Consider the following 20,442-nt stretch of genomic DNA (forward strand, 5'->3'; position numbering starts at 1 on the left):
TCAACTTGTTACAAATGTCGATGAAGGCAGAACCTCAATTACATTCAACTTCGGTAGCATCGCGCATCGCGGCTTGGCTGGCGGTGGTCCGGCACCGTGCTATCGTGCGGCCGCGTCGATGGACGGAGGGAAGCTTGGGTCATCTGGTTGCGGCCGCCGCCTATGCGAATGGACAGCGTGTCGCCGAGATCGCCCTGTCGGAGGGCCGGCGCTGGGCGGAGAAGCCCGGCCATTTCGTCTGGATCGGCATCCGCGAGCCGGAGGAAGTGGAACTGCGGGACCTGGCGCAGCAGTTCGGACTGCACCCCCTGGCGATCGAGGACGCGCTGAAGGCACATCAGCGGCCGAAGCTGGAGACCTATGGCGACGCCCTGTTCGTGGTGCTGCGCACCGCGCATCGGGTGAAGGAAGAGACCGAGTTCGGCGAGACGCACATCTTCGTCGGCCCCGGCTACGTCATCTCGGTGCGGCACGGCCCCTCCTCCTCCTACGCGAAGGTGCGGGAGCGGGCGGAGGCCACCCCCTCGCTGCTGAAGCACGGCGAGGATTTCGTGCTGTATTCCATCCTCGATTTCGTGGTCGACAACTACACGCCGGTGGTGGAGGCGATCGAGACCGAGGTGACGGCGCTGGAGCAGCACGTGCTGAAGGTGCCGCTGACCGCCGCCGACATCGAGCGCATCCACGCGCTGCGCCGCGAGCTGATGGTGATCCGCCGCACCGTCACCCCAACGGCGGAGGTGTGCAAGCAGCTCGAGCACACCGAAGTCGGTTGCATCGACGAGGCGATGCATCCCTATTTCCGCGATGTCGCCGACCATGTGAAGCGGGTGAGCGACCATGTCGATGCACTGCGCGAGATCGTCACCCATACCTTCGAGGCCGGCCTGCTGCTGGAATCCTCACGCCAGAACCAGGTGCAGCGGAAATTCGCCGCCTGGGCCGCGATCCTGGCGGTGCCGACCGCCATCGCCGGCATCTACGGCATGAACTTCGACAACATGCCGGAGCTGCGCCTGCCCTACGGCTATTTCGTAGTGCTCGGTGCAATCGTCGGCCTCTGCAGCTTCCTGTACTGGCGGTTCAAGCGCTGGGGCTGGCTGTAGCCAGCCGCGCCAGCCAGTCCGCCGCGAAGATCCGGTCCGCCTCGGTCTCGCCGTGCCCGGCCGGCAAGAGGCAGGCGGTGACGGCGGCGCCGGCCTCGGACAGCTGCCGCGCCAGGACCGGCGCATCCTCCCGGTCGCGGCGCTTGTCGCGCTCGCCCGCCAGGATCAGCACCGGCAGCCCGTCGAGGCGCGGGAACGCGCGCTCCGGCCAGGGCGGCTTCGGTCGCATCAGGATGGCTCCGGCGGCGAGGCCCGGCCGCAGCGTCAGCAGCGCCGCCGCCATGATCGCGCCGTTGGAGAAGCCGGCCAGGACCGGCGGCCGCCCCAGCCCGTGGCGCATCACCAGCTCCGCGATGAAGCCGCAGAGCTGGTCCGCCCGCAGCGCCAGATCCTCGGTGTCGAGCGTGCGGTCCGGGTGGCGGCGGAAGAAGGCCCAGCCCTCGCCGACCGACACCTGGCCGCGCGGCGCGATCCAGGTCGCGTCGGGGGCGACCGCAGCGGCGAAGCCGGTCATCACCCGCTCGTCCAGGCCGCTGCCGTGCAGCAGCAGGAGCGGCGGCGTCTCCGCGGCGCCGCGGCGGAACAGGTGCTGGAACGGCGTCGCACCGGTCGTCATCGCTCCTCCCCTGCCGGCAGTGTGCCATGCCGGAGGCCGGCGCGCGACCGATCCCGGCTTGCCACCGAGCCGGGACTGCGGTTCAACACGCCCATGACCGATCCCTTCGACACGGACGACATCGAGCCCGCGGCATCGGACGCCGAGTGCCCGCGCTGTCTGAAGCCGGCGGCACTGTGCGTCTGCGACGCGGTGGAGCCGATCGAGAACCGGATCGGCCTCCTGATCCTGCAGCATCCGCAGGAGCAGGCGAAGGAGCTGGGCACGGCCCGGCTGACCGCCCTGCACCTGACCGACGCCGTCTTCAAGATTGGTCTGTCCTGGCCCAGCCTGGCCGCGGCGCTGGGCCGGCCGGCCGACCCGAAGCGCTGGGCGGTGCTGTATCTCGGCTCGATGCGGCCGCAGGACTTCCCGCCGGGGCGCGAGCTGGTGGTGCTGGACCGGAAGGGCGTCCCCCTGCCCGAGCAGGAGGCGGCGCTGGCCGAGATCGAGGGCGTGGTGGTGCTGGACGGCACCTGGAGCCAGGCCAAGACGCTGTGGTGGCGCAACCCCTGGATGCTCAAGGGACGGCGCATCGCGCTGAAGCCGCAGCGCCCGTCTCTCTACGGCAAGCTGCGGCGCGAGCCCCGGCGTGAGGCGCTGTCGACGCTGGAATCCGCGGCCTTCCTCTTGAGCCGGCTGGAGGGGCGGCCGGAGATCGAGACCGCCCTTCTCGCCAGCTTCGCCCGGATGCTCGACCGCTACCGCGCCACCCAGCCGGCGCGGCCCCGGCCGGATCGTCGCCGACCGCAGCAGCGCCGCGGCCGGCCCCGGTCCGGCTAGGCCCGCCGCTCCGCCCGCAGCAGGGCGAGCGCCGGCAGCAGCGGCGCCGCCGCGACCAGCGCCAGCACCGCATGGGTGGCGCCGAAGGCGGTCAGCGCGCCGACGGCATCGGCCGGGCCGGCCGGCAGGAACAGGCCGAACAGCGCCACCGCCAGCGCCGTTCCGATCGAGGCGCCGGTGCGGTCGAGGATGTTGAGCAGCGGCACCCCGTCCGGCACCCGCTCGCGCGGCAGCGAGGCCAGGGCCACGGTCATCGCCGGCATCGCCGCCAGCACCATGCCGAAGCCGCGGACCGCCAGCACGAGCGACAGCCAGACATAGCCGGTGTCCGCCGCGAGGAAGGCCAGCGGCACGGTGCCGAGCATGGTCAGGGCGATGCCCGCCACCACCAGCCGGCCGCCGCCGAACCGGTCGGCCAGCCTGCCGCTCAACGGCATGGCCAGAGCGATGCCGAGATCCTGCGGCAGGATCAGGAGCCCGGTCATGAACACCGTCTCGTGCCGCACCAGGAGGTAGTAGAGCGGCAGCACGATCTGCGCCCCGTACACGGTGAAGCCGGCGCAGAACAGGATTGCTCCGGCCGGGCCGAACACCCGCTGGCCCAGCAGGCGGATGCGGATCAGCGGCGCCTCGGCGCGCCGCGCCCGCAGGGCGAAGCCGGCGACGAGCGCGACGCCCAGCAGCAGCGCCCCGCCCGCGGCCGGGCCGAAGCCGCCGGACTGGGCGATGGCGGAGACGCCCCAGGTCATCAGCGGCAGCCCCAGGGACAGCAGCACCAGGCCCGGGATGTCCAGCCGGCCGGCGGCGCCCGCATCGACCCGCGGCAGCCAGCGCCAGCCGGCCAGGAGGGCGGCGAGGCCGAGCGGCACGTTGATCCAGAACAGCCAGGGCCAGCCGCGCCAGGCCAGCAGCGCGCTGCCGACGGTCGACCCGATCGCCGGGGCCAGGACCACGACGACGCCCATCGTGGCCATCAGCCGGCCCATCCGTCCCGGTCCCGCGGCCATGCCGAGCAGCATCTGCCCGACCGGCACCAGGAGGCCGCCGCAGAGGCCGAGCAGCACCCGCGCCGCGATCAGCTGCCCGGCCGTGGCTGCCAGGGCGCAGGCGGTCGAGGCCAGGGTGAACAGGGTGAGGCTGGCGAGCCACAGCCGGGTCGGACCGACCCGCCGCGCCGCCCAGGCGCTGACCGGGATCGAGGCGGCCAGGGCCAGCAGATAGCCGGTCGCCACCCATTGCATGGTGTCGAGCGGCACGCCGAAGCCCTCGCCCATCGGCACCAGGCCGATGTTCACGATCGAGGTGGTGAGGCGCGACAGGAAGCCGCCGACCACCAGGATCGCCGCCTGGCGCCACAGCGCGGCCGGGATCCGTTCCAGCGGTGCGGCCGTGGCCGGGGCGATGGAGGCCATGGCGAGTCCTTATCGGTGATAAATTTATCACTGATAAGGAACTGATCGCGGCTAGCCTGTCAAGGACCGGCCGACGTGCCGACGCGACGAGAATAGGAATCGAGATGCCCCCACCGTCATTGCGAGCGCAGCGAAGCAATCCAGGGCCGCTCGCTCCGGCCCCTGGATTGCTTCGTCGCTCCGCTCCTCGCAGTGACGCGGGGAGAGCGGGCTGGCCGGGGAACAGACGATGAAGCTGCAGCGGGACGCGGTGATCCGGACGGCGCTGGACCTGCTGGACGAGGTCGGCATCGACGGCTTGAGCACCCGCCGCCTGGCCGAACGGCTGGGCGTGCAGTCCCCGGCCCTCTACTGGCACTTCAAGAACAAGCGCGCCCTCTTGGACGCCATGGCCGCGGCGATGATGGAAGAGGCCGGGATGCGCCGGACGGTCGAGCCCGGCGCCGACTGGCGGGAGTGGGTGGCGGAGGATGCGCGCCGGTTCCGCCGGGCGCTGCTGTCGCGGCGCGACGGCGCCCGGCTGCACGCCGGCACCCGGCCGGAGCCGGCGGAGTACGCCGCGGTCGAATCCGAGACCGCCGCCCTGTGCGCGCTGGGCCTCAGCCCGGCCGAGGCGCTGCGCGCCCAGATCGCGATCGGCCGCTATGTGGTGGGCTGGGTGCTGGAGGAGCAGGCCGATGCCGCCGACGCCGGCGAACGCGAGGACGAGCGGATGACCGCCACGGAGCTGGCCGGCTATCCGCTGCTCGCCGAAGGCATGGCGGCGGTGCGCGACGCCGACCCGGATGCGGAGTTCGACCACGGCCTCGGCCTGCTGCTCGACGGCATCGCCGCGAAGCTGGCACGGTAGCACCCGGTGATCCGGGTGGTGGGTGGGAAGGATCGAGAGATGCCGCAGGTTCTTGCGGAATGGGGATTGGCCGGCATCGGAGCCCTGCGGAGCGAGGCTGCGGTGCTGGTCATCGTCGACGTGCTGTCGTTTTCCACCGCCGTGGACGTGGCGGTGTCGAGGGGAGCGACGATTCATCCGTTCCCCCTCGGCGACAGGGCCGCGGCGGAGCAGGCGGCCGAGCAGGCCGGCGCAATCCTGGCGCAGCCGAGGCGAGCGGCCGCCGGCCAGTTCAGCCTCTCGCCGGCGAGCCTCCGGACCATTCCCCGGGGGACCAGGCTGATGCTGCCGTCCCCCAACGGCTCGCGGCTGTCCCTGGCCGGCGGCGGCACACCGGTCCTGGCGGGTTGCCTGAGGAACGCATCCGCCGTCGCCCGGGCGGCGCGCAGCCTCGCCGGCGGTGGTGCCGTCGGCGTGATCCCCGCCGGCGAGCGATGGCCGGACGGGAGCCTTCGGCCGGCGATCGAAGATCTGATCGGCGCCGGCGCCATCATCGATGCGCTGGCGCTGCCCTGTTCGCCCGAGGCCCGAGTGGCGCGGGACGCGTACCGATCGGCCGCCGACGATCTGCCGCGCCTGATCCGGACTTCGGTCTCCGGTCGAGAGCTGGAGGATGCAGGCTTCTCCGAGGATGTGGACATTGCTCTCGAGCAGGAAGCGAGCTCGTGCGCCCCTCTCCTGATCGGTGGCGCGTACCAGGCCAGCTGACAGGAGCAGAGCTTCAAGGACGGCGGCCGCACGACCCCGCCTGACCATCGAGCCGGGAGGCGTCGAGGCGGCGGCAAGCGCCTTGTCACGGAATGATCCGGCGGCGGCGCAGGTCGCGGAAGATGGCGAGGAACATCGATTCGGTGTCGACCGTGTCGTGGAAGCCGAAGAGGCGCGATTTCGTCGTGTCGCCGAACATGTCGTAGTCGAAGCCGAAGACGAAGTCGGCGAAGCGCCAGGACGAGACGTCGCGATACGGGGTCGGCGCCAGGCCGTGCTTTTCGATCATCGAGCGCCACAGCGGCTCCTTGTCCGCCATCACCGTCTCGAGCGGCATCGGCAGCGGCGGCGCCACCTCGAGATCGAAGAAGCGGGCCAGGCGCGGCCACAGTTCGGTCCAGCGGAACAGGTCGCCATTGGCGATGTTGAAGGCCTGTCCGGCGGCGCGCGGGTCGGTCGCGGCCCAGACCGTGGCCCGGGCCAGCAGGCCGGAATCGGTCATCTGCAGCAGCTTGCCGTAGGCGCCCGGCTTGCCCGGGAAACGCAGGGGCAGGCCGAGCTCCTTCGCCATCGAGGCATAGACGGCGATGGCGACAGCGAGGTTCATCGGGTTGCCGAGCGCCGCGCCGCCGACCACCGCCGGGCGGATCGCCGACCAGCCCCAGCCCCGCTCCGCGGCCCGGGCCTGCAGCCAGGCCAGCTGGTCGATCATGAACTCCGGCGGCATCGGGCCGGGATCGTCCTCCCGCGCCGGGGTCTTGAACGGGCCGAGATGGCCGCCATAGACCTTGTAGCCCTGCATCAGGCTGACATGGCGCAGCCCCGGAGCCGCCGCGTCGGCCGCCTCCACCGCGTTCACCAGCATGGCGAGGTTCGGCGCCACCAGCTCGGCCCAGCTCGGCCGGTCCTGGAAGGCGGCGTAGAAGATGTGGGTGACCTCGCTCAAGGTCCCGAGCTTGTCCCGCGCATCGGCGGGGTCGAGCAGGTCGACCGCCACGTGCCGGACCCGGCCTCCGGCTCGCCGCCCCGCCGCGACAGGCCGATAACGTTCCAGTCCTCCAACGTTGCCAAATGCTGCACCAGGTTGCGGCCGATCACGCCCTGTGCGCCGACCACCAGCGCCACCTTCCGGTCCATCGCTCTCTCCGTGCCGATGTCTCGGCCCAGAGATCATCCATTCCAGACACTTTGAGTAGCTGGACTCCTCTACTATCATCCATAAACGAAGCTTTGAGATGATCGCATGGACCGGTTCACCGCCATGGCCACCTTCGTCCGGGTGGCGGAGCTGGGCAGCCTGTCGGCGGCGGCGCGGGACCTGGGCCTGACCCAGCCGGCGGTCAGCCAGCAGGTGGCGGCGCTGGAGCAGCGCCTCGGCGTCCGCCTGCTGAACCGCAGCACCCGCCGCCTGGCCCTGACCGAGGCGGGCGAGCGCTACCACGCCCAGACCCGGCGCATCCTGGAGGCGGTGGCGGAGGCCGAGGACAGCCTCACCGAGACGCCCGACGCGCTGACCGGCAGCCTGCGGGTGCATGCGCCTGCCGGGCTGGGCCAGGCGCATCTGGCGCCGATCCTGATCGGTTTCCAGCAGCGCCATCCCGGCCTGACGGTCGAGCTGATCGCCGACGACCGCTACGCCGACCTGATCGGCGAGGGCGTCGACGTGGCCATCCGCCTCGGCGCCCTCATCGCCCCCGGCCTGGTGGCGCGGCGCCTGGCGACGCTGCGCCGGATCCTGGTGGCCGCGCCGGACTACGTCGCCGCCCATGGCAGCCCGGAGACGCCGGAGGAGCTGGCGCGCCATCCCCATGTCCGCTTCAGCTGGGTGGCGGCCGGCGAGGCGGTGCCGCTGATCGGGCCGCAGGGAGCGCTGGAGGTGCGGGTGCGGTCGCGCTTCCTGGCCAACAACGCCTTCGTGCTGATCGAGGCGATCCGCGCCGGGATCGGCGTCGGCGGAGCCCAGCTGCCGCTGGTGCAGGCGCTGCTGGACCGCGGCGAGCTGGTGCGGGTGATGCGCGGTTACGCCTATGCCCCGCTGGAGATGCACGCGGTCTATCCTTCCGGCCGCTTCGTGCCGCGCCGGGTCCGCGCCTTCGTCGACCACCTGGTGGCCGAGCTGCCGCGGATTCCGGGGCTGGACCGGGACTAAGCCATCGGACGTAACCGCGCCGATCAGACCTTGCCGCCCGGGCGCCGGCTTGAAATGATCCGTAAACCCCGGTGCGAGGCCATGGACGTCTCCGACAAATCGGCAACCGATGCAGCCGGAGGTGAAGCTCCGCAGGCACGGCCCGCTTCGCCGCTACGCCGGGCGGTGGTGCTGGCCGTGTTGCTGGCCGGATGCGCGATTGCCTATGTCCTCATGCTGGCCCGGTTCGACGTGTCGAGCGCGCCGGCCGAAACCGAGTTCGGCGTCCCGGCCGGCGATGCGCGGGTCAGGCTCTATGTGCAGCCGATTCAGGTCGATCCGGTCAACGATTCCCTGCAGATGCGGATCAGCGTGACGCCTGATCCCGCTCTGGCCGGTGCGGCGGCGGCGACCGCGGATCACGATTTCCTGATCAAGATCAGGCGCGGCAAGCAGATCGAGCACGTGCAGATCGGGGCCGGCCAGCCCCTCCCCGAGGTCACCTTCGAATTCGATCTCGAGGACGGAAGCGTGCGCGACTATCCGCTGGACCGGTATGTCTCGGCCATGACGCTGGCGGCGAGCGAACGAGGCCGGGACGACATCGAGACGCCGCTGCCGATCCGGGTCACGGTCTGGGAAGGCCTCCTCGGCTACACCGTGAAGGCGCAGCCGGTGGCGGCCCAGAACGCCGATGAGCTGCAGCTTCAATTCGCGGTCCGCCGCACGGGGGCCGTTGCGTTCTTCGGCATCGCGATCTACGGCGCCATTGTCGTGATGGCGCTCTGCGCCCTGGTCATCGGCAGCCTCGTGTTCGTCGGCGTCCGGCGGATCGAGGTCACGCTCGCCGGCGCGCTCGGCGCCGTGATCTTCGCGCTGCCCGCGCTGCGCAGCGCGCTGCCGGGCGAGCCGCCGCTCGGGGTCCGCGCCGACATCGTCATCTTCTTCTGGGCCGAGCTCGGCGCCGTCATCGCGCTGTGCCTGTTCATCGCGGCCTGGGCGCGCCGCGGCCCCCGCCCCTGAAGCGGCCACGCCCCCGGCAGGCTCGTCACATCGAGCGGCCGTCGAACTCGTGCACCGGCACTGACGCGAGGTCGATGTCGTCGAGGCAGCGGATGTTGATGTAGGCCGATCGCTCCGCCCCCTCCTCGACATCCTCGGCGAAGGGGTGGATGCCGCAGCTCCGGCAGAAGCGGTGCCGGATGGCGTGGCGGTTGAACTCGTAGGCGGCGAGGTCCTGCGGCGCCGCGCGTAGCCGCAGGCTGCCATGCGGCACGGCCCAGAGCAGCGCGCCCTTGCGCGAGCAGATCGAGCAGTTGCAGGACACGGCGCCGGTCAGCTCGCCCTCCACCTCGAAGGCGACCCGGCCGCAATGGCAGCTTCCCTTGTAGAGCATGGTTCCCTCCCCCTGGGTTATGGTCCGAAGTGAACTGGATCGGCCGCGCAGCGCGGCAATCCCTTCCGACGCTGCGGCATCCGGGTCCGATTTCCGCGATTTGACCGCAAGGATCGGGCGGCCGGGCCGGACGGCGGGTGGTAGGATCCGACCCATGAGCGAGCATCTCTACACCCTGTTCGAGACCGCGCTCGGGACCTGCGGCATCGCCTGGGGCCTGCGCGGCATCACCGGCGTCCAGCTGCCCGGGTCCAGCGCCGCGACGACGCGCACCCGGCTGCTGCGGCGCTGCCCCGGCGCCGAAGAGGGCGAACCGACGCCCGAGATCCGGCAGGTCATCGACCGCATCACCGCGCTGCTGCGCGGCGAGCCGGCCGAACTGTCCGCCGTGCCGCTGGACCTCGACCGCGTGCCGGAGTTCGAGCGCCGGGTCTATGCCATCGCCCGCGGCATCCCGCCGGGGTCGACCATGACCTATGGCGAGATCGCCAAGCGGCTGGGCGACCCGCTGCTGGCCCGCGACGTCGGCCAGGCGATGGGGCACAACCCGTTCCCGATCGTCGTGCCCTGCCACCGCGTGCTGGCGGCCGGCGGCAAGCCCGGCGGCTTCTCCGCCCCCGGCGGGGTCGACACCAAGATGCGGATGCTGCGGATCGAAGGCGCCGCGGCCGCCGCCCAGGCCTCGCTGTTCGACCTCTGATCCGGTCAGCCGGCCTGCAGCAGTGCGTCGCGCAGCCGCCGCGCGGCCGGGCCGGGCGGGTCCTCGACCCGATGCGCCAGGGCGGCGGCGATCATCTCTTCGCCTCCGCGGCCCAGCGCGCCTGCCGGGATCCGCACCAGCCGCCCCTCCGCCAGGTCGCGCTCGACCAGCCAGCCCGGCAGCCGGCCCCAGCCGAGCCCGGCCCGAATCAGGGCGCGCTTCGCCTGCAGGTCGCCGACCCGCCAGGTGCCCGGCGACAGCACCCCGAAGTCGCGGCCCCCGGTCAGGGCCGACGGGTCTTCGACCACGATCTGCAGGTGGTCCGCCAGCGCCGCGGCCGACAGCGGCCGGTCGCCGCCCGGGGCGGCCAGCGGATGGGCCGGCGCCGCGACGGCGACGAAGGGCAGGGTCAGCACGACCTCGGCCTCGATCCGCGGATCCGCGATCTCGGCCGTGGTCAGAGCCAGGGTGCAGCGCCGGTCGCGCAGCGCGGCCTCGGCCGCGCCCAGCGGCGCCGGCCACAGCCGCACGCCGACCGAAGGGAAGGCCGCATGCATCGCCGCCAGCGCCGCGGCGAGCCGGTCCTCCGGGAACAGCGGGTCGACCGCGATCGACAGGCCGAGTTCCACCCCCTCGCCCATCCCCTTGGCGCGGGAGCGCAGCAGGTCGGTCTTCAGCAGGATGGCGCGCATGTCGGCCAGCAGCGCCCGCCCCTCCGCCGTCAGGACCGGGCGGCGGCCGCTGCGGTCGAACAGGGCGACGCCCAGCTGCGCCTCCAGATTGGCCACAGCGTGGCTGATCGCGGACTGCACCCGGGCCAGGCGGACGGCCGCAGCCCGGAAGCTGCCGGCATCGGCCACGGCGACGAAGGCCCGCATCTGGTCCAGGGTCAGCGCGTCGAGCATGATCGATATCTTCGATCATTTTCGTGAAAAATTCACCAGTTCCGTCGATCAGTCCGGCTTGCCATGTCTTGGGCATAGACCCCATGGGCGGCGCTCGCCGCCGGACAGGAGCAGGACGATGCGCCATCAGGCCTTCCTCTATCTCGGCATCGACGCCGACCCCGAGACCGACCGGATCACGCGCGAGCGGGCGGGCGGCCGCATGACCATCATCGGCCTGTCGGACCCGAAGGACGCGCCGCGGATCGCGGCGGCGCTGGCGCGCGACGGCGTCGACCGCATCGCCCTGTGCGGCGGCTTCGCGCTGCCGTGGCGGGCCCGGGTGGCCGAGGCGGTCGCCGGCCGGGCCGTGGCCGGATTGGTCGGCTACGCCTTCGAGTCCCTGACCGGCGTCGCGGCCTACAAGGCGGGGTTCGAGGCCGGCCGGCCGGGCCGCGAGGCGCTGATCTCGCTGGAGCCCGGCGCCGACCCGGCCGTCGACCGAACGGTGCGGGAGCGCGACGGCCACCACACCACGATCGTCGCCGTGCCGGACGCCGACGCCGCGGTCCGGATCGCGACGGACCTCGTCGCCGAGGGCGTGACGCTGATCGAGCTGTTCGGCGATTTCGACTCCGCCGCGGCGTCGCGCGTGATCGAGGCGGTGGACGGACGCTGCCCGGTCGGGTCGGTCGGCTACGGCACCGAGGTCCTGGCGGGCTGAGCGGGGATTGCCCGGCCGCGCCGCCGGGCGCAGAGTCGGGGCATGCCCGCCGAGACGATCCTGCAGAGCCCGTCGGTCACGGTCTACGCCTACCGGTGCAGCGCCGGGCCGGGCGACCGGCCCTTCACCGAGCTGCACACGGGCTATTCCGTGTCCTATGTCCGGCGCGGCAGCTTCGGCTGCCGGCAGCTGGGCCGGGTCGACGAGCTGGTGGCGGGGTCGGTGCTGGTCGGCCATCCGGGCGACGAGTTCACCTGCACCCATGAGCACCACCATGGCGGCGACGAATGCCTGTCCTTCGAGCTGGCGCCGGCGCTGGTCGGGGCCATCGGCGACGACCGCGCTGCTTGGCGCGCCGGGGCGCTGCCGCCGCTGCCCGGGCTGATGGTGCTGGGCGAGCTGGCCCAGGCCGCGGCCGAGGGGCGCAGCGAGCTGGGGCTGGACGAGGTGGGCATCGCCTTCGCCGCGCGCTTCGTCGACCTCGTCGCCGGGCGGCAGCGGCGCCGGGCCGAGCCGGCGGCGCGCGACCGCCGCCGCGCGGTCGAGGCGGCGCTGTGGATCGACGCCAACGCCGACCAGCCGGTCGATCTGGACGGCGCCGCCCGGACGGTGGGGCTGAGCCCGTTCCACTTCCTGCGCGTCTTCGCCGCGAGCCTGGGCGTCACCCCGCACCAGTACCTGCTGCGGGCCCGGCTGCGCCGCGCCGCCCGCCTGCTGGCGGAGGAGGCGCGGCCGGTGACCGAGATCGCCTATGAGGTCGGCTTCGGCGACCTGTCGAACTTCGTGCGCAGCTTCCACCGCGCCGCCGGCGTCTCGCCGCAGCGCTTCCGCCGCGCGGCCAGGGGCGACCGCGCGATCCTGCTGGAGCGGCTGGCGCTGCCGGCCTGACCCGCTCACGACCTGTCCTCCGTCGGCTCGGGCGGAGGGCCCCCCCTCTCCCTGCCCCCCTCCCGCGGGGGGAGGGGGGACTCCGTTGAGCCGGTCCAGCCTGGGGGGTCATCGAGCGACAGGGTCGCGGCGAGGAGCCGGCGGGTGTAGCCGTGCTGCGGCGCGTCCAGCACCTGCCGCGTCGGGCCGGTCTCGACCACGCGGCCGTCCTGCATCACCGCCACCCGGTCCGCCAGCTCGGCCACCACGCCGAGATCGTGGGTGACCAGCAGCACAGCCATGCCGCGGCGGTCGCGCAGGGCGCGGAACAGGTCGAGGATCTGGGCCTGGATGGTGACGTCGAGCGCGGTGGTCGGCTCGTCGGCGATCAGCAGCTCGGGGTCGGCGGCCAGGGCCATGGCGATCATCGCCCGCTGCCGCAGGCCGCCCGACAGCTCGTGCGGATAGGCCCCGGCCCGGGCGGCGGGGTCGGGGATGCCGGCCTCGGCCAAGAGCTCCGCCACCCGCGCCCGCGCCGCCCGGCCGCGGCCGAGCCCGTGCGCTTCCAGCACCTCGCGCACCTGCTCGCCCACCGTCAGCACCGGGTTCAGGCAGGTCGCCGGCTCCTGGAACACCATGCCGATGCGGCGGCCGCGGATGGGGCGCAGCGCCTCCTCCGCCAGGCCCAGCAGCTCCGTCCCCGCCAGCCGGATCGAGCCGGCGGTGCGGGTGTTGGGCGGCAGGAGGCCGAGCGGCGCCAGCGCCACGGTCGACTTGCCCGAGCCGGATTCGCCGACCAGGGCCAGCGTCTCCCCCGCCATCAGGTCGAGATCGATGCCGTCGACAGCCCGCGCCGCCGCGCCCTCGCCCCCGTCCTGGCTGACATAGTCGACGGTCAGGCCGCGGATCGAGAGCAGGCCGGCGGTCATCGCCGCGTCCGCCGCGGGTCGAGCGCCGCGGTCAGCGCCTCGCCGAGCAGGCTGACCGACAGCACCGCAAGGACGATGGCGAGGCCGGGAATGGCGGAGAGATACCAGGCGCTGCGCAGCACGGCGCGGCCGTCGGCGATCATGCTGCCCCAGCTGACCCGGTTCGGGTCGCCGAGGCCGAGGAAGGAGAGCGCCGATTCGATCAGGATGGCGCTGGCGGTGATCACCGTCGCCAGCACCAGGACGGGCGCCAGCGCGTTGGGCAGGAGGCGGGCGAAGGCGATCTCCAGCCAGCCCATGCCCAGGGCGCGGTAGGCCTCGGCGAAGTCGCGACGCGAGAGGGCCATGACCTCGGCCCGCACCACCCGGGCCGGGCTGGGCCAGGCGCCGAGGCCGATGGCGAGGACGACATGGCCGAGCGACGGGCCCAGCACCAGGATCAGCGCCAGGGCCAGGACGAAGCTGGGCACGGTCTGGAACGCCTCGGTCAGCCGCATCAGCGCCTCGTCGGCCCAGCCGCCGAGGGCGCCGGCCGCGGTGCCGATGAGAAGGCCGATGCCGACCGCCACGGCGGCGGCCGCGGCGCCGACCAGAAGCGACACCCGGGCGCCGTGGAACAGCTGGGCCAGCACGTCGCGGCCCAGCCGGTCGGTGCCGAGCCAATGCGCCGGGTCCTGGAAGGGCGGCAGCTGCGCCGGGCCGGTGACGGCCAGCGGGTCGCCCGGGAACAGCCAGCCGGCGGAGAGCGCCATGCCGAGCACGAGCAGGAGGCCGACGAGGCCGAGCCGGCCGTTGCGGTCGGCCAGGAAGCGGCGCAGCACGGGCATCACGGGCGCTCCGGGCGGGGGCGGCCGCGAAGGACAGAGGCCAGCCCAACCTTATCCCCCCTCCCCTTGCGGGAGGAGGGCAGGGGGAGGGGTCTGCGCGCGTCCGCGCGCGAAAGGCCCGGGGTTGGCCGCCCGCCGCCGACCGCCTGATCCGGCCGAGAGAACCCCCTCCCCCTACCCCCCTCCCGCGGGGGGAGGGGGGACTCGGAGGGCTTGCGTGGCTGGCGGCGGGAGAGTTCGAAGGTCACCTCGTCCCCCTCAGCCGCGGGTCGAGGCGGGCGTAGAGCAGGTCGACCAGCAGGTTGACCAGGATCACCATCACCGCGCTGGCCAGGATGATGCCGAGCAGCAGGTTGAGGTCGCGCTTCGTCACCGCCTCATAGGCCAGGCGGCCGAGGCCGGGGATGGCGAAGACGCTCTCGATCACCACGCTGCCGCCGAGCAGCATGCCGAAATGGATGCCGAACACCGTCACCATGGGCAGGAGGGCGTTGCGGACGATGTGGCGCCAGGTGATGCGGCGCGGCGACAGGCCCTTGGCCCGGGCGGTGCGGACGAAGTCGCTGCCCGCCACCTCGAGCATGCCGGCGCGCATCAGCCGCAGATAGACGGCGACATACATCAGCGACAGCGCCACGGTGGGCAGCACCAGGTGGCGGGCGACGTCGGCGGCATAGGCCCAGCCGGTGTCGAAGCTGGGCACGGTGGCGAGGCCGGCCAGCGGCAGCCAGCGCAGCTTGACCGCGAAGACGACGATCAGCATCAGCCCGATCCAGAAGCCCGGCATAGCGTAGAGCAGCAGGCCGAAGCCGGTGATCAGCGTGTCGGCCCAGCCGCGGCCCTTGAGATGGCTCTGGGCGGCGGCGACGCCGAGCAGGATGCCGACGGAGAGCGCCAGCGACAGGGATGCGGCCATCAACAGCGCGGTGTTGCCCGCCCGCTCCAGCACCAGGTCGAGCACCGGCCGCGAGAAGCCGACCGACCAGCCGAGGTCGAGCCGCGCGACATGGGAGAGATAGAGGCCGAGCTGCACCGGCCAGGGCCGGTCGAGCCCGTAGTCGGCGCGCAGCCGGGCGGTCAGCCCGGGGTCGCCGCCGCCCATCTCGACCACCAGCGCATCGACCGCGTCGCCCGGCGCCAGCCGCAGCAGCAGGAAGGCCAGGCAGAGGACGATCAGCAGCACCGGCACCGCCTGGACCAGGCGCCGGACGAGGAGCGACTTCATCGGGCGGCTCCGGGATCCGCGGGAGCGGCAGCTTAGCGCGGCGGGTCCGGGACGCCACAGGGTTGTGGGTGGTGCGCCGGGCCCCCCTGGAGAAGGCAAGGGATGATAGTCCCTGTCCGGCCGCTGGGTTACCTCTCCCGCCTGGCGGGAGAGGTCGGGCTCGCGGAGCGAGACCGGGTGAGGGCCGGCCCTGGCCTCGACACACTTCCCTCACCCGGAGGCGCAAGCGCCTCCGACCTCTCCCGCAAGCGGGAGAGGCAAAAACAAGGTCCGAACCGTCGTGAGAGGGTGCTGAACAACAGGCGGCGCTCAGCTGCTGTCCAGCTTGGGAAGACTGGGCGACGGACGGCCATCGCCGGGCGCATCCGGCTGCTCGGACCAGCCGTTCCCGGCGTCGGAAGCCACGACGGCGGCATCCGTGCCCTCACCGGCCGAGCCGGCGTTGTCGTTGGCCCCGAGGACATCGTCCCAGCCCTGCGGCAGCCGGCTCGGGTCCAGCCGGCGGCCGAGCCAGCGGCAGACCTCCCGCACGAACTCCCCGGCCGACAGGGTGTCGAGTTGCACGTCCAGCACCTCGTCCTCGGTCAGCCGCTCCCACACCTGCTCCCGCAGCCGTTCGGTCTCCTGGGGATCGACGGCCTCGCCGGCCGCGGCGAGGTCCGCAGCCTCGGCCGCCGCGACCGCCTCGACCACCGCCTGAACAGCCTGCTCCCGCCGCCGGCGGCGGCGCTCCAGCGCCCCCGACTCCTCGCCCTCGGCCCGGCGGTGCAGGTAGTCGCCCCGGACCCGCTCGGCCATCGCGATCAACAGCCGGATCGAGCGCGACAGGCGCGACTGCATCAGCGGGAAATCCGGCGGCTCCTGCGGCCCCGCCGGGGTCGCCTGCTGCTGCCGCTCGGTCAGCCGCTTGCTGCGGATGTCGATCTCGACCACCTCGCGCAGCTTCTCCAGCGCCCATCCCGTCCAGTTCAGGTCGGGATCGGGCCGCCGGCTCTCGCCCGCCTCGCCATCGGTCTGCGCCATGTTCATGGAACATATCATGAACATGATCGCGAGTTAACGCAACTGGACATTGCGTTCACGCGTGCCACCGCAGGCTCTCGGGAGCAGAGATCGACGCCGGGCGCGCCCATACGCCGAAAGGAGTACTTCGGCGGCTGCCATAACATGCTATGGTCCGCGTGCTTCGACCGAGGAAATGAATGTGTTCGGGCCGTCACCCGGCACACGGTCTCGCGGATAAAATATTCCTGCCCGTGCTGACGGATCGGGAAGGAACGCTTGGAGCTGGAAAGGCCGCCGCTGCAATGGCGGCCTTTCCATATCATGCAGCGCGGATTCCGACCGGGCGCCCCCCTCGGGATGAATGGGAGGCACTCCTGGCCGCATGCAGCTTGAAGGCGATCTCCGTCCGGTTCCGGGCCTGCAGCTTCTTCATGATGGACCGGATGTGCACCTTCACGGTGCTCTCGCAGAGATCCAGCTCATAGGCGATGATCTTGTTCGGCTTGCCGAGGGCGACGGCATCGGCGACCGCCGCCTGCCGTTCCGAAAGGCCGAGCATGCTGTGAACGGACGGCCGAGGTTCCGGCCGCCCGCGGCCGGAGTGCTGGAGAACGCTGGCGGGAACGAAGGTGCCCCCCGCCAGCGCGAGACAAAGCGCGCCGACCGCGACATTCAGGCTGACGCTGGTGGGGACATAGCCGCGGGCCCCCTGCGCCAGGATCGCCGCGACATGGTGTGAATCCTCGTCTTCGCCGATCACGACCACGGGGATATCGGGATGGGCGCCGACCAGGCGCTGAAGCTGCTTCTCCATCGACGGATTGCCGGCGCCGCTGCATTCCAGAAGGATCAGCGACGTGTCGCCCCGATCCGGGCTGAGTTCCCATTCGTCGATATCGGCGAACGCCAGGCTTCGGAAGCGGCCGTCGGCCGACGCAAACGCGTGTGTCAGGGTTTCCCGGCCCAGGGCACGCCTGTCGATGATCGCGACCGTCACCGGGCCCTGCGCGGCATTGCCTGCAGGTCGGGTGCCGGTGAAGCTGTCAGCCCCGGATTCTGCCGCCGCCCCGGTGTCGGAATAGGCATCCGTTTCATTGCCGTTGAAAGACATGGTGGTCCAACCGCCTCTTAGCTTGGTGAAGGGATGTTTCCCCTCCCGCTTCCTTGCCAGAGATCGAAGGTGCCTTATCGTTTCTGTGAATTATTGCCTGCTTTGGAAGCCCGGTGAGGCTGGCAGGAACGCGAGCCGAACCGGGCCAAGTTCAGTCCTATTTGTATTATATTTTATGCAAAATCAATTGAGATAATTTTATCCTTTCGAGGTACAGCTTCTCCGAAAGCATTAGCCCGGACGCCAAGCGCCGGCCGCCCGTCGGGAGCGCGCCGTTTCGGGCATCGCCCCCGAACCCGCCGGCCGCCCCAGGGCGGGGCGGTCCCGGATGGCCGCTCAGCCGCCGCCGCGGCAGAACACGCAGTGGATCGTGCTGTAGCGATAGCCGGCGTTCCACAGCGTGGTGATGACCTCGGACAACGTCAGCGGGTTGAACGAGGTGCGCCAAGCCCGGTTGCGGATGGTCACCACGTCGTACTGGCAGCCCTTGGCGTAAAGCGCCTCGTCCGCATCGTAGGCGAGGGCGTAGCTTTCCTGCCCGGCGCTGCGGAAGGCGGCGGCGTTGTCCCGCGCCGTCTGCGCCTTGCCGGCCATGGTTTCGGGCAGCGCGGCGACGCTGGCATAGCTCTCGCCCGCCTGGTTGTGGCGCCGGCCGCCCTCCGTCTGCGAGTTCGTGTATTTCGACAGGGCGTAGTCCGGCGAGTCGGCGGTGCGGAGAGTCTCAACCTGGCGCAGCGCCCCCGCGGTGAAGCGTTCGAGGCTGGGGTCGGGCAGCGTGATGCCGTGGGGAGTGTAGTAGACCAGCGTGACATCCGGGGCGCGCAGGGTGCGGCCGGGGCTGAGATCGGTGCCGTGCGCCGAGATCGCGCAGGCCTGGGTGCTGGGGCGGCCGGCGGTCCGGGTCCACACCCGCAGATGGTCGCCGACGATGTTCTGGGTCAGGGGCACGCGCGTCTCCTTCCGTCTCGCCGGCCCTGACGGGACGCCCGCATTCCCGGTCGGGGCCAGGGCGTGCGCGGCGGGCCGGCATCGTCATGGATGTCCCGATCCATATGATATCGCGCCTCTGAAATGAAGACTTTCCTGGAGGGACGGACGAGGTGAGGCGAGATTTCACAGGGGTGAAACAGAGGGAATTGACGGCGCCGCCCGATGATCCTCTTCCGATCTGCTGGGTTTCGGCGCAAACCCCACGCCTCGACTTAGAGACGGCACCCGACTATCGGGATCGTTAGGGCAGTTCGGCCGCCAACCACGTATCCTTTGTCATGCCCGGGCTTGACCCGGGCATCCAGAAAATATCGACGCTCTCTGGATTGCCGGGTCAAGCCCGGCAATGACAGGAAGGGTGTGGGTTCGGCGCCTGGAGGCAATCGCCCTCCGTCCTACCCCTCCATCCACGTCTCCGCCCAGGAGGAGGTCGCCCATCTCGGATTGGTCGCGATGTTGTGCAGGCGGCGGCTGGCCACGGTGATGAAGGTGAACTCCGCCGCCACGATCAGCGGCAGCTGGTCGGAAGCGCGCTGCTGGAACTGCTGATAAAGGTCGATGCGCCGGCCGCGGTCGAGCTCCGCCGCCGCGCGGTCGATCAGGTCGTTCATCGCCGGGTCGTCGTACCCATACTGGTTCGAGAAGGGCACGCCGGACGGCAGGCCGCCGCGGTAGAGGATGGTGGTCGAGATCGCCGGGTCGTTGCGGTAGACCGGCGAGCCGATCGCGAGGTCGAAAGCGTGGTCGGTGTAGACCGCGCGGGTGTGGCCGGCCGCGTCGTTCGTCACCAGGGTGACGTCGATGCCCACCGCCTGCAGCGCCTGGCGGAGATAGTCGCCCATCTGGCGCGTCTGCTCGAACCACGGCGCCGGGAGGAGGCGCAGGGCGAAGCGGGCGCCGCCGTCCCTGCGCGGGAAGCCGGCTTCGTCCAGCAGCGCCTCGGCCTTGTGCGGGTCGTAGGGGTAGGTCGGGACGTCCGGCGTGTAGAAGGGCACGCCCGTCTTCGGCACCGGGCCGGTCGCGGCCTCGGCATAGCCGCGGAAGATGGTGCCGACGACATAGCTCTGGTCGATCGCATGGGCGATGGCGCGGCGGACGCGGACATCCTGCAGCTCGCGCCGGCGGTGGTTGATCTCGACCGTCAGCTGGTAGGTGATGCCCTCGTACCCCTTGCGCACCACCGCGATGTCCGGCAGGGCGCGCAGCCGCTCCAGCTCCTCCAGCGGCACGGCGGAGAAGGCGGAGAGCTGGATCTCCCCCGCCTCATGCGCCGCGGCGATGGCGCCGCGGTCCGGCAGCACGCGGTAGACGATGCGGTCGAGATAGGGCAGGCCGGCGTTCCAGTAGTCCGGGTTCCGCTCCAGCAGGTAGTACTCGCCCGGCCGGTGCTCGCGGTAGCGGAAGGGGCCGGTGCCGACCAGCTGCTCGTTGTGCGGGTTGCCGTCGATCTCCGTGCCCTCGAACAGGTGCTTCGGCACCACGGCGGTGAGGGCCGGCAGCGCGTTTTCGATCAGCTGCAGCGGCGTCGGCTGGCGGAAGCGGAACACGGCGGTGCGCTGGTCCGGCGTGTCCACCCCCTCCAGGTCCTTGAACACCACCCGGCCGAGATTCTGCCGCTTGGCCCAGAGCTCGGTCGCCGAGAAGGCGACGTCGGCCGCGCTGAAGGGCCGGCCGTCGTGCCAGAGCACGCCGTCACGCAGGGTGAAGGTGACGGTGCGGCCGTCGGCGCTGCCCTCCCAGCGCGTGGCCAGGACCGGGGTCAGCCGGCCGTCGAAGGCCATCTCGGCCAGCGGCTCGATCACCTTGCTGGCGACGTAGAAGACGCCGTTGGAGGCGACCAGCGCCGGGTTGAGGTTGCGCGGCTCGGTGTCCGCCGCGACGGTCAGGGTGCCGCCCTTCACCGGGTCCTGCGCCCGGCCGAGCCGGGGCCGCAGCGCCGCTGTCGCCGCCGCGGCACCGAGGCCGGACAGGAGAGCGCGACGGGACAGCGGGAACCGGGCGGGCATGGCGGACCTCGAGGGGACGGGACGGCGCAGTCTAGCCGAGCCGAGGGGTGCCACAAGGTACAATCATTTGCATAAACGATAAGTCGGCGTGAATTCT

The 20,442-nt window shown here is 71.7% G+C and carries 22 protein-coding genes; 9 read left to right on the top strand and 13 right to left on the bottom strand.

Going from position 1 to position 20,442, the window contains the following annotated elements; all coding sequences use genetic code 11:
- The first annotated feature begins 134 nt into the window (after positions 1-134).
- Positions 135-1,106: a magnesium/cobalt transporter CorA gene (gene corA / locus G537_RS0104430; protein ID WP_026869063.1), complete on the top strand. Its 972-nt coding sequence runs from the start codon at positions 135-137 to the stop codon at positions 1,104-1,106.
- Here the strand turns inward: corA and G537_RS0104435 are convergent.
- Positions 1,084-1,722, bottom strand: a complete 639-nt coding sequence (locus G537_RS0104435; RefSeq protein WP_026869064.1) for an alpha/beta hydrolase — start codon at positions 1,720-1,722, stop codon at positions 1,084-1,086. The genes corA and G537_RS0104435 overlap by 23 nt on opposite strands.
- Before the next feature lie 93 nt (positions 1,723-1,815).
- Here G537_RS0104435 and G537_RS0104440 point away from each other — a divergent pair, with 93 nt between their 5' ends.
- Positions 1,816-2,544 (top strand): tRNA-uridine aminocarboxypropyltransferase, encoded by a 729-nt coding sequence (locus G537_RS0104440; protein WP_026869065.1) that lies wholly within the window; start codon positions 1,816-1,818, stop codon positions 2,542-2,544.
- Here the strand turns inward: G537_RS0104440 and G537_RS0104445 are convergent.
- Positions 2,541-3,956 (bottom strand): DHA2 family efflux MFS transporter permease subunit, encoded by a 1,416-nt coding sequence (locus G537_RS0104445; RefSeq protein WP_051247883.1) that lies wholly within the window; start codon positions 3,954-3,956, stop codon positions 2,541-2,543. The genes G537_RS0104440 and G537_RS0104445 overlap by 4 nt on opposite strands.
- A gap of 229 nt (positions 3,957-4,185) precedes the next feature.
- Here G537_RS0104445 and G537_RS0104450 point away from each other — a divergent pair, with 229 nt between their 5' ends.
- Together G537_RS0104450 and G537_RS0104455 are read left to right on the top strand one after the other, a co-directional pair.
- Positions 4,186-4,806 carry a TetR/AcrR family transcriptional regulator C-terminal domain-containing protein gene (locus G537_RS0104450; protein WP_026869067.1) on the top strand — a complete coding sequence of 207 codons (621 nt, stop codon included), beginning with the start codon at positions 4,186-4,188 and terminating at the stop codon, positions 4,804-4,806.
- A 39-nt stretch (positions 4,807-4,845) separates the two neighbouring features.
- A complete protein-coding gene (locus tag G537_RS0104455; RefSeq protein ID WP_026869068.1) occupies positions 4,846-5,553 on the top strand; it encodes a 2-phosphosulfolactate phosphatase in 708 nt (235 codons plus the stop codon).
- Positions 5,554-5,638: 85 nt separating this feature from the next.
- Here G537_RS0104455 and G537_RS36450 read toward each other — a convergent pair whose 3' ends face one another.
- Together G537_RS36450 and G537_RS44630 are read right to left on the bottom strand one after the other, a co-directional pair.
- Positions 5,639-6,550, bottom strand: a complete 912-nt coding sequence (locus tag G537_RS36450; RefSeq protein ID WP_211230291.1) for an SDR family oxidoreductase — start codon at positions 6,548-6,550, stop codon at positions 5,639-5,641.
- Positions 6,496-6,690, bottom strand: a complete 195-nt coding sequence (locus tag G537_RS44630; protein WP_211230292.1) for an NAD-dependent epimerase/dehydratase family protein — start codon at positions 6,688-6,690, stop codon at positions 6,496-6,498. The genes G537_RS36450 and G537_RS44630 overlap by 55 nt, the downstream gene beginning before the upstream one ends.
- A 106-nt stretch (positions 6,691-6,796) precedes the next feature.
- On the opposite strand from G537_RS44630, the gene G537_RS0104465 reads away from it, so the two are divergent.
- A complete protein-coding gene (locus G537_RS0104465; RefSeq protein ID WP_026869069.1) occupies positions 6,797-7,702 on the top strand; it encodes a LysR family transcriptional regulator in 906 nt (301 codons plus the stop codon).
- A 30-nt stretch (positions 7,703-7,732) separates the two neighbouring features.
- A complete protein-coding gene (locus tag G537_RS0104470; RefSeq protein WP_155888499.1) occupies positions 7,733-8,704 on the top strand; it encodes a DUF4436 family protein in 972 nt (323 codons plus the stop codon).
- A gap of 25 nt (positions 8,705-8,729) precedes the next feature.
- On the opposite strand, the gene G537_RS0104475 is transcribed toward G537_RS0104470, so the two are convergent.
- Positions 8,730-9,077: a GFA family protein gene (locus tag G537_RS0104475; RefSeq protein ID WP_026869071.1), complete on the bottom strand. Its 348-nt coding sequence runs from the start codon at positions 9,075-9,077 to the stop codon at positions 8,730-8,732.
- 154 nt (positions 9,078-9,231) lie between these two features.
- On the opposite strand from G537_RS0104475, the gene G537_RS0104480 reads away from it, so the two are divergent.
- Positions 9,232-9,777: a methylated-DNA--[protein]-cysteine S-methyltransferase gene (locus G537_RS0104480; RefSeq protein WP_026869072.1), complete on the top strand. Its 546-nt coding sequence runs from the start codon at positions 9,232-9,234 to the stop codon at positions 9,775-9,777.
- A 5-nt stretch (positions 9,778-9,782) separates the two neighbouring features.
- Here G537_RS0104480 and G537_RS0104485 read toward each other — a convergent pair whose 3' ends face one another.
- Positions 9,783-10,682 (bottom strand): LysR family transcriptional regulator, encoded by a 900-nt coding sequence (locus G537_RS0104485; protein ID WP_026869073.1) that lies wholly within the window; start codon positions 10,680-10,682, stop codon positions 9,783-9,785.
- A gap of 118 nt (positions 10,683-10,800) precedes the next feature.
- Here G537_RS0104485 and G537_RS0104490 point away from each other — a divergent pair, with 118 nt between their 5' ends.
- Both G537_RS0104490 and G537_RS0104495 read left to right on the top strand, forming a co-directional pair.
- A complete protein-coding gene (locus G537_RS0104490; RefSeq protein ID WP_026869074.1) occupies positions 10,801-11,385 on the top strand; it encodes a DUF6506 family protein in 585 nt (194 codons plus the stop codon).
- 42 nt (positions 11,386-11,427) lie between these two features.
- Positions 11,428-12,273 (top strand): helix-turn-helix domain-containing protein, encoded by an 846-nt coding sequence (locus tag G537_RS0104495; RefSeq protein WP_026869075.1) that lies wholly within the window; start codon positions 11,428-11,430, stop codon positions 12,271-12,273.
- Positions 12,274-12,278: 5 nt separating this feature from the next.
- Here the strand turns inward: G537_RS0104495 and G537_RS36455 are convergent, their stop codons facing one another.
- The 7 genes from G537_RS36455 to G537_RS0104530 all read right to left on the bottom strand — a co-directional run bounded on the left by G537_RS36455 (position 12,279) and on the right by G537_RS0104530 (position 20,345).
- The gene (locus G537_RS36455; protein WP_051247885.1) at positions 12,279-13,181 is read right to left on the bottom strand and encodes an ABC transporter ATP-binding protein; all 903 of its coding nucleotides are present in this window, start codon (positions 13,179-13,181) and stop codon (positions 12,279-12,281) included.
- Positions 13,178-14,008 carry an ABC transporter permease gene (locus G537_RS0104505; RefSeq protein WP_026869076.1) on the bottom strand — a complete coding sequence of 277 codons (831 nt, stop codon included), beginning with the start codon at positions 14,006-14,008 and terminating at the stop codon, positions 13,178-13,180. Before G537_RS0104505 ends, G537_RS36455 begins: the two co-directional genes overlap by 4 nt.
- A gap of 244 nt (positions 14,009-14,252) precedes the next feature.
- The gene (locus G537_RS0104510; protein WP_026869077.1) at positions 14,253-15,233 is read right to left on the bottom strand and encodes an ABC transporter permease; all 981 of its coding nucleotides are present in this window, start codon (positions 15,231-15,233) and stop codon (positions 14,253-14,255) included.
- A 309-nt stretch (positions 15,234-15,542) separates the two neighbouring features.
- On the bottom strand, positions 15,543-16,274 hold the full coding sequence (locus tag G537_RS0104515) for a hypothetical protein (protein WP_155888500.1): 732 nt from the start codon (positions 16,272-16,274) through the stop codon (positions 15,543-15,545).
- Positions 16,275-16,557: 283 nt separating this feature from the next.
- Positions 16,558-17,349 carry a response regulator transcription factor gene (locus G537_RS36460; protein WP_051247887.1) on the bottom strand — a complete coding sequence of 264 codons (792 nt, stop codon included), beginning with the start codon at positions 17,347-17,349 and terminating at the stop codon, positions 16,558-16,560.
- Between the two features lie 336 nt (positions 17,350-17,685).
- A complete protein-coding gene (locus G537_RS0104525) occupies positions 17,686-18,297 on the bottom strand; it encodes a putative adhesin (RefSeq protein ID WP_026869079.1) in 612 nt (203 codons plus the stop codon).
- 437 nt (positions 18,298-18,734) lie between these two features.
- On the bottom strand, positions 18,735-20,345 hold the full coding sequence (locus G537_RS0104530) for an ABC transporter substrate-binding protein (RefSeq protein ID WP_026869080.1): 1,611 nt from the start codon (positions 20,343-20,345) through the stop codon (positions 18,735-18,737).
- Positions 20,346-20,442: the final 97 nt, after the last annotated feature.

The organism is Inquilinus limosus DSM 16000 (assembly GCF_000423185.1).
Lineage (GTDB): Bacteria > Pseudomonadota > Alphaproteobacteria > DSM-16000 > Inquilinaceae > Inquilinus > Inquilinus limosus.